Here is a 6,515-nt window from a genome sequence, read left to right on the forward strand (position 1 = left end):
TGCGGGGCGGCACCGTAGACGAGGCGGATGCGGCATTCATCGACGATGCCGAGGACTCGATTGCTCGATTCGAGGCGGGCCAGTGACCCAGCTGATCTCGCGCGGCGATGTGGTCTGGGCGAGCATGGATCCAACCATGGGCCGCGAACAGGCCAAGCACCGACCTTGGCTCGTGTTGTCCGAGCCCGTTCTACACCGCGCCCGCGGACTACTCATAGCAGTGCCACTGGCCCACACCGACCGCGCATGGTCCACCCACGTGAACCTCGATCCCACCGCGCCGACAGCGACCGTGGCGATGTGCGAGCAGGTGAAGTCCATGTCGATAGACCGGGTCACGCGCGTCGACCGCACTCCCTACCCCCAAGCAACGGTCGACCAAGTCCATCAGATTCTGGCACTTCTGACCGGCGGCCGGTAGGCCGGATTCCACAGCCCCAGCACGGCAGCTGGCCGGGCGGCGATCAGCACGGTCGCGCCCTCCAACCCGATACCCGGAAGACTCCACCCAATCGCAAATCGTAGACATCTCTCTAGGCGCAAACGATTATCTAGATCTATCTAGATCAGGGATTGCACTGGGCCAAGAGTGTCTTCGCGTAGCCGACATCAGGTCGCCAAGAATCCACGTTCCAAGTCGGCTTCGTGCGTGCAATCTGGCTCACCTCTGTCGTCGCCTCGATCGTGATGTGGTTGCCCGCGAGGTCCACAAAGTCTCCCTCGTGAGGAGCGTCGGCCCTTGCCTGCGGGACGGCGCCCAACCCCGACAACACGAGTGCCGCGGTGACGCTAACGATACCTATCCTTCTCATTTCTTCGGATGATCCTTTCGCTGATTCCGAAGAGTGTGACCAGCAGGCCTACAAGCCCGACCGGCAAGCCAATCCACGAAACCCATGCAGTCGGTGGCGGCCCGGTTGGGTTGGCCTCGGCCCAGGAGAAGGCCAAAGACCCAAAGATGGCAAAGATGGCAATGCCAACGATCATGAGCACGGCGCCTACTGCGATCGGTGTTGGTTTGGTCATGCATCAGAAGCTACGGGCAACTCACCCATTTTGCTCCGACTAGGTGTTTTTCTTAGCCGAAAGCTAGACAGAAGAGTTCACATGTCAGGCCACGGTCGCAACGCCAAGCCCCCCGAGGTAAACCGTGGTCTGCCGCGCTGAGCCTGTTACCCCCTCGACATGACCGGGCAGAAGCTCAACGCCAACGGAGCCCGACGCCGCGCCATCCGCGCTCGCGTGCTCGCTGAGGAAACCCACTGCATCATCTGCGGCAGGTGGGTCGACAAGGAACTCAAGACGCCAGACCCAATTGAGCCCAGAGGTTGACGAGGACCTACCAAGATCACGAGGCGGATCACAGTACGATCGCGCCAACACCCACCTCGCTCATCGGCGCTGCAATCAGGCGAAGGGCGATCACACGCTCGCCGAGCACGCAGCAAGCCTGAGTCCCGTGGAACCGTCACCCACCACCACTCTGCTGGTCAACTGGCAGGTACGGCAACCGCCCCACACAACCCCGGAAGCCACAGGCCCGGGGTTTTTTGCTGCCCGGGTGCGGACACAAGAGACACCGGACCCGGGCAGCACCCCAAGACCGCGGCACCTGCACGAGCCACACACAACAGCTCACGCCACTGGGCTCTCCAGGTGCCGCACCAACGCGCACTTCGGCATGCACACCACGCCCGCCGACGCCTCTCGGGAGCACGGTGAGCACTCGTTCCGACGACAAGAGCCCGCGGGGCTCTGGCTGCGGCCTAGCTAGCTCTAGACAAAACGACGTACCCTATTCCCAGGACTACGACGACCCCGAAGACGATCACGGTCGGGGAGTTGCGCCAAAATCCCACCGCGATGCTCGACGCCCACGACGCCACCATGAAGCAAGTGGCCGAGCTGATCGGATACGAAACCTTCGACCCCATCGAAACCTGAACCGCAAGAGACATGCACGACTATGCGAGGCTGGAGTTTCGCGCTCTCCAGTGCTCCCACGATTCCAGAACCACCACGCTTGACAATAAGTGCGACACCTCTCCCCCAAGAGTTACATTTCATTCGCGCCCACGACCAAACCGAGGCACGCACTGACCGAGACGGCGGAGGTGCGCGCCGCCCTCGACGCAGCAGCCCGCCGCTGGCCTGAAGACAAGGGTCGGCCATCCCGGCTCCTGAAACGGCTCATCACCAAGGGGCGGCAGAGCGTCGAAACATCCGAAGGCTCTACTCAAGCCGTCCGTCGGGCTGCGCTCGACCGCTTGAGCGGCGCCTATACGGGCATGTACGAAGCCGGATACTTAGCGGAGTTGCGTCAGGACTGGCCAGAGTGATCACCCTCGACGCCGGGGTGTTGATCGCTCTGCTCGACGCCAATGACGCCCACCACGAAACCGCCGACTCCTTGATCAGGGCCCATCTCGCCGACGACATGTTCATCAGCCCCTTGAACTTGGCCGAGGTCTTGGTGAAGGCCGTCCAACAGGGTCGCGACGCTCAACTGATGGACGACATCACGTCGTTGGGTGTGCGCGCAGTCTCCCTCCCCGACGATGCACCGCTGCGCCTGGCACGGCTCAGGGCACAACTCAGATTGAAGCTGCCCGACTGCTGCGTCCTGCTGGCAGACGAGCAGACCGGCGCACCGATCGCTTCCTTCAACCAGCGCCTCCGCTCGGCGCCAACCGAAGCCCGCCGCATCCGTGCTGATCGCAGCCATCGACCCTGCAACCCTTGACGGGAGGCCCCACGGCTCCTCGCCCACCGCAGACCTCCTGCTTCCTCGGCATCGTCACATTTCGCCTGAGCCAATCCCAAGACCGGGGCACCGAACCCTCTATGCCGACTCCGCTACGCTCCGAGCAATCCCAGCGGGATGACCGCAATCCCATCTGGCCTACGGTAGGCAGTGGGGCCGGTGTTGAGGACCACGGCATCAAGCAGCCGATCGCCGATCGAATCTCGCAGCCAACGGAGGTGCCGGACGTCGGTGTCGGATACCGCAGCGGCAAGCTTGACCTCGACCGCCAGCACCCGACCGTCGGGTCTAACGACGATCAGATCCACCTCGTGGTCACCGTTTCGCGTGCGAAGGTGGCGCACTCCGGCTTCAGCGGCCTGCGCGGTCACGCGAACGCACAGCGTCGCGAGGGACTCGAACAAGCTTCCCAGCATCGTGCCCTCCTGGGGGCCAAGCGGACGTCCCTCACCATCCAGAAGGGACTCCGCGGTCAGCCCGAGTAGCCGAGCCGCAAGTGCCGGATCCATGAGGTGATGCTTTGGCATCTGCTGAAGCCGCTTCAGCGGTGAGCCGGAGGCGGTCCAGGCCGGGACGGGATCAAGCACCCAAATCCGGGCCAGGGTGTCGCGGTAGGAAGTCGTCGTGCCACGGTCCGGCTTGTCCCTCACGCCGGCCGTCGCCGCATCAAGGATCTCGGTATAACTCGCCGTGCTAGCAGTCGCCGCGGCATAGGCCCGCAACCAGTCCGTCAACACGTCCGGACGACGCACAGCAACACCCTGCTCCGGGATGTCGCGGTCGACAATGTTGGTGATGTAGCTGTCCAACGAAGTGCGCCGTGCGCGCTTCGACAACCCTTGCAGCCCCGGCAGGCCGGAGGCCACGATGGCATCCACATAGTCAACCAATCGCAAGGAAGTCTCCCCCGCGACCGCCCCGCGCCGCCCCGTGAGCAGTTCCCCAAGGCTCACCGCAGGCTCCACGATTCCGCGTTCAGACAGGGTCATCGGACGCATCCGGAGCCGAACGATCCGCCCGGCACCGGAGTGCGCGGTGGCCCCTTCACCCGGCGTCGCACTACCCGTGAACAGGAACTGCCCTCCTGAGCGATCCGCGTCGACCGCATGTCGCACCACATCCCAGACCTCGGGCACATGCTGCCACTCGTCTATCAGGAGTGGCCGTGGTCGCACAAGGACGCTCCGCGGATCGGCTACTACCGCAACACGTTGAGCGGCAAGGTCGAGCTGGACGACGCTGGCTGCCCGAGCAGATGCCGTCGCCGTCTTCCCCACCCCCTTCGCGCCATCCAGTGCGACGGCAGGAAGTTCGGCGAACAGCTCATCAAGCTCCTGGTCGATGAGACGACGCCTGTATTCCATGGGCAAACCATACGCTATCCAACAAGTAGCCGAACTGCTACCCCACAGATAGCCGCACCCTCACCCAACGAACAGCCGTCAAACCACTGCCACAGCCTCCCCGCCCAAGGCCAGCACCCGCCGCTGTACCGAAACGGTGAGGATAGGGGTAGGTCCCTGCCGCTGGTGTTCTGACTTGTGTCGAAACGGTGAGGACCTGCTGCCAGGACTTGGCACCCTCACCGCCGTCGCCGACCCACAACCCGCGGATGTCGCGGTTGCCCTCCGTGGTGACAGCCAACGCGATGTAGATCGGCCGGTTCGCGACCTGGCCATCGCGGACCTTGACGTGGATGGCGTCGATGAACACCACCGGGTAGACCGGGTCCAGGGGCCGGTTCTGCCACTCCGACATGCCGTCAAGGACCTTGACGGTGATCGTCGAGATGGTGGTCTTTGACACCTCCGATCCGTTGACGTCAGCCAGATGGGCGCTGCTGTCGCCGTGGGTCATTCCCCTGGCCGACAGCGACAGCACCACGTCCTCGATCGACCCAAGCCTGCGGGCACGAACAGCGCCACGTTCATGACCATCTGGACGATCATCGGGTCGCGCCAGCCATTCGCGGCAAGGTCCACTTCCCTCAGCGACCCGAGCGGGATGAACTGCGGCGCCACGCCGCCATCGGAACGGTCGAGCAGTGCCGGGTCGGGCAGCGGCAGGATCGTGTAGGTCCACAGCGCCATCAGGGAGACCAGCGTCGCGGCGGCCGGCACGGCATGCCCGACCCCGAAGACGCCGCGGCGCCGGTACGCCCACGCGACGTAGGGCACGAAGAGGAGGGGATGAGCACGACGCCGACGATGACGGCCATGACCGCCGAATACACGTGCACACCCACGCGTCAGGATAGTGGGCTTCGGCCAAGCTTGCTGTTGGACCTGTTGGGCGGCGTTTTCGTTTGATCTCGTGAACCGGCGGTAGGCCTCATACACCGTCCGCGACGAATTCTGCCAGCGCCAGCTGAATCTTGACCACAGTCGCAGCGCTCGGAACCTGTCGCCCGGACAACCATGTTGAGAGCCTTGACTCGCTCGCACCGATCCGCCGGGCCAACTCACGCTGGGTGATGCCCGCAGCAACCACCTGTCGCCCCAGCGCAGCAGTCCGCTCCGCAAGTTCCCTCCTGAGTGCACGACGGCGGGCCTGGTCGAGCCTGTCGCGCAGCAGGAACGCTGCGACGCCGTCTGTGTACTCAAGCACCTCGGCCAGCGTGGCTGCCGCGGCTCCGAAGGGCGCGCCGTCGATATGGTCGGCAATCCTCTGCCAGTCCGGCACCAGTCCACGTTCCATTGCCGTCTCGAACGCCTCGTGCGGCCATGTGTCGAGCGGGTCGCCGGGGTCGGCGTCGACGTTTCGGAATCGCAGAGAAGTCACCGCAACACCCCCTTGGCCAACTCGCGGCAAACCGTGGCGACATTCCCCCAGTCGGCCCACTTCACATCCAGGCCCTTGAAGCGCGACAGCGTAGCGATGGCCTTTCGATCCACTGGCTCACAGCGAAACAGCCGATCCGCCAAGACGGTTGAAACTGCACCGTCGGTGCTTGTCAACTCGCCGTAGTAGTCACCTATCTGACCAACGACCTCCTGGGCCCGAGTGATGCCCAAGTGATCAGCGAGCGCAGCCACGTCGAGGTAATCACGCGTCCGGTTTCGGTTGACTATAAGGTAGCACTTGATGCGCAAGATCTCGGCCTCCGTCGGCACTCGTAGTTCAGCTCCGGAAGGCAACTTCAGACTGATGACTTCGAGGGGTCGCCTCCGCCGAAGTTGACGGATACCCGCCTCGAAACCCGCCTCCATACCCAGAATCGTCAGGGGAGGCGAACTAAGGAAGCGGCCAGCCTGTGGTGTGACGGCCGTCTGATCTGATTCCAAAGCGGTTGAGCGTCGCTTGCGGCAGTGGTAACCCCGGGCTCCAAGATTCGCCGCTACGAGCGGCCACGCGCCGAGAGGTGTTCTGCGGCCCGGCATTCAAAGCCAATCCTGACGCACTACGTATCACCGGTGATACACTTCTGCCGTGAGTGAAGTTACGGTTCGAGACCTGCGCAACCACAGTGCAGAAGTCCTGAGGCGTGTATCCCGCGGGGAGCGTCTGATTGTCACAAAGGATGGTGAGGCGGTTGCTCAGGTGATTCCGCTGCCCCGGCGAACCTCACGTGTCGAGGAACTGGTGGAACGCCGACGCCATCTTCCCCAAGTGAACCCTGCCAGGCTTCTCGCGGACATCGATCAGTGGCTGGATCCCACACTGTGAGCCACCCGAGCGAGGAGGGCATCCTGGACACGTCCACAGTCATCCTGTTGGGGCAACTGGATCCGTCCAGCCTCCCTGAAGAGCC

11 protein-coding genes are annotated in these 6,515 nt (G+C 63.7%); 5 read left to right on the forward strand and 6 right to left on the reverse strand.

What is annotated here, in order from left to right; genetic code table 11:
* Positions 1–82 precede the first annotated feature (82 nt).
* Positions 83–421, forward strand: coding sequence for a type II toxin-antitoxin system PemK/MazF family toxin (locus BUC15_RS18210; RefSeq protein WP_073186774.1), 339 nt, complete (start codon positions 83–85; stop codon positions 419–421).
* 145 nt (positions 422–566) lie between these two features.
* Here the strand turns inward: BUC15_RS18210 and BUC15_RS18215 are convergent, their stop codons facing one another.
* The gene (locus BUC15_RS18215) at positions 567–812 is read right to left on the reverse strand and encodes a DUF2599 domain-containing protein (RefSeq protein WP_073191377.1); all 246 of its coding nucleotides are present in this window, start codon (positions 810–812) and stop codon (positions 567–569) included.
* 373 nt (positions 813–1,185) lie between these two features.
* Between BUC15_RS18215 and BUC15_RS20125 the strand changes: the two genes are divergently transcribed.
* The 3 genes from BUC15_RS20125 (at position 1,186) to BUC15_RS18225 (ending at position 2,743) form a co-directional block, all read left to right on the forward strand.
* On the forward strand, positions 1,186–1,332 hold the full coding sequence (locus tag BUC15_RS20125) for a hypothetical protein (RefSeq protein ID WP_175558405.1): 147 nt from the start codon (positions 1,186–1,188) through the stop codon (positions 1,330–1,332).
* Positions 1,333–2,033: 701 nt separating this feature from the next.
* Entirely contained in the window at positions 2,034–2,339 is a 306-nt protein-coding gene (locus BUC15_RS20130) for a hypothetical protein (protein WP_073191380.1), read from the forward strand.
* Positions 2,336–2,743, forward strand: coding sequence for a type II toxin-antitoxin system VapC family toxin (locus tag BUC15_RS18225; RefSeq protein WP_073191382.1), 408 nt, complete (start codon positions 2,336–2,338; stop codon positions 2,741–2,743). Before BUC15_RS20130 ends, BUC15_RS18225 begins: the two co-directional genes overlap by 4 nt.
* Positions 2,744–2,856: 113 nt before the next feature.
* Here BUC15_RS18225 and BUC15_RS18230 read toward each other — a convergent pair whose 3' ends face one another.
* The 5 genes from BUC15_RS18230 to BUC15_RS18250 all read right to left on the reverse strand — a co-directional run bounded on the left by BUC15_RS18230 (position 2,857) and on the right by BUC15_RS18250 (position 5,973).
* Positions 2,857–4,128: an ATP-binding protein gene (locus tag BUC15_RS18230; protein WP_175558406.1), complete on the reverse strand. Its 1,272-nt coding sequence runs from the start codon at positions 4,126–4,128 to the stop codon at positions 2,857–2,859.
* Between the two features lie 37 nt (positions 4,129–4,165).
* Complete coding sequence (locus tag BUC15_RS18235; RefSeq protein ID WP_425443382.1) at positions 4,166–4,621, reverse strand: transposase; 456 nt, start codon at positions 4,619–4,621, stop codon at positions 4,166–4,168.
* A complete protein-coding gene (locus tag BUC15_RS20135; RefSeq protein ID WP_175558404.1) occupies positions 4,618–4,941 on the reverse strand; it encodes a hypothetical protein in 324 nt (107 codons plus the stop codon). Before BUC15_RS20135 ends, BUC15_RS18235 begins: the two co-directional genes overlap by 4 nt.
* Positions 4,942–5,095: 154 nt before the next feature.
* Positions 5,096–5,545 (reverse strand): helix-turn-helix domain-containing protein, encoded by a 450-nt coding sequence (locus BUC15_RS18245; RefSeq protein ID WP_084189736.1) that lies wholly within the window; start codon positions 5,543–5,545, stop codon positions 5,096–5,098.
* Positions 5,542–5,973: a hypothetical protein gene (locus tag BUC15_RS18250; protein WP_139280361.1), complete on the reverse strand. Its 432-nt coding sequence runs from the start codon at positions 5,971–5,973 to the stop codon at positions 5,542–5,544. The genes BUC15_RS18245 and BUC15_RS18250 overlap by 4 nt, the downstream gene beginning before the upstream one ends.
* Before the next feature lie 220 nt (positions 5,974–6,193).
* Between BUC15_RS18250 and BUC15_RS21320 the strand changes: the two genes are divergently transcribed.
* Positions 6,194–6,430: a type II toxin-antitoxin system Phd/YefM family antitoxin gene (locus BUC15_RS21320; protein ID WP_073191393.1), complete on the forward strand. Its 237-nt coding sequence runs from the start codon at positions 6,194–6,196 to the stop codon at positions 6,428–6,430.
* The last annotated feature ends 85 nt before the right edge of the window (positions 6,431–6,515 follow it).

Origin of the sequence: Tessaracoccus bendigoensis DSM 12906 (assembly GCF_900141915.1) — a bacterium.
GTDB classification, from domain to species: domain Bacteria; phylum Actinomycetota; class Actinomycetes; order Propionibacteriales; family Propionibacteriaceae; genus Arachnia; species Arachnia bendigoensis.

Excerpts from the sequence above, each read along its gene's own strand:
- BUC15_RS18215 (WP_073191377.1), bottom strand. The coding sequence starts at position 812 with ATGAGAAGGATAGGTATCGTTAGCGTCACCGCGGCACTCGTGTTGTCG.
- BUC15_RS20125 (WP_175558405.1), top strand. The coding sequence starts at position 1,186 with ATGACCGGGCAGAAGCTCAACGCCAACGGAGCCCGACGCCGCGCCATC.
- BUC15_RS18230 (WP_175558406.1), bottom strand. The coding sequence starts at position 4,128 with ATGGAATACAGGCGTCGTCTCATCGACCAGGAGCTTGATGAGCTGTTC.
- BUC15_RS18235 (WP_425443382.1), bottom strand. The coding sequence starts at position 4,621 with ATGACCCACGGCGACAGCAGCGCCCATCTGGCTGACGTCAACGGATCG.
- BUC15_RS18250 (WP_139280361.1), bottom strand. The coding sequence starts at position 5,973 with ATGGAGGCGGGTTTCGAGGCGGGTATCCGTCAACTTCGGCGGAGGCGA.